The sequence below is a fragment of the Mesorhizobium sp. M7A.F.Ca.AU.002.02.1.1 genome (genome assembly GCF_003998535.1).
GTDB lineage: Bacteria > Pseudomonadota > Alphaproteobacteria > Rhizobiales > Rhizobiaceae > Mesorhizobium > Mesorhizobium ciceri.
Window position 1 is genome coordinate 1 of record NZ_RZPB01001441.1, and the last position, 559, is coordinate 559.

Annotated in this window: 1 protein-coding gene and 1 pseudogene; both read right to left on the reverse strand. The window is 64.0% G+C overall.

Going from position 1 to position 559, the window contains the following annotated elements; all coding sequences use genetic code 11:
• A pseudogene (locus EN879_RS38230) lies at positions 1-183 on the reverse strand (GNAT family N-acetyltransferase); the annotation flags it as partial.
• On the reverse strand, positions 180-559 hold a 380-nt coding region (locus tag EN879_RS38235), incomplete at its 5' end, for a helix-turn-helix domain-containing protein (RefSeq protein WP_281034642.1). The pseudogene EN879_RS38230 and the gene EN879_RS38235, both read right to left, overlap by 4 nt.

A 559-nucleotide genomic window follows, 5' to 3' on the forward strand; every position in this document is an offset into this window, starting at 1 on the left:
TCCCCAGGCGGTGTAGCCGGAAATGCCGGCGACGACCGCGCCGGCGTCGTCGCGCACGAACACCGCAAGCGCATGCCTTTCGGACGCGCCGACATCGCCGTCGTTGAACGCCGTCAGCCTTTCGCTGAGAAAAGTGAGGTCTTGCGGCGAGGGATTTGCCGTCGTTTGCAGTGTCGTGTTCATCGCTTTTCCGAGATGGGTTGCGTATCGGCATCGCCGCCATTGCGAAATTCGGACGCGGCAATGCCGTAGCGCTTGAGCTTGTCATAAAAGGTCTTACGCGGCACGCCGAGCACGTCGATGGCGGCGCGCACGTCGCCGCCATGGTCGCGTAGCGCATCGCGGATCAGTTGCGCCTCATAGTGGCCGACCCGTTCGGGCAATGCTGCCGCAGGCTCCGGCGAATGCGCGCGAACCGTTTTCATCTCCTCGTCCGGGCCGAGACCGAGCGCGACGCGATCGGCGAAATGGGCGAGCTCGCGCACATTGCCCGGCCAGTCATGCGACTGGAGATGATCGCTGACGGCTGCATTCACTTTGGCGACAGGGAGGCCAAACC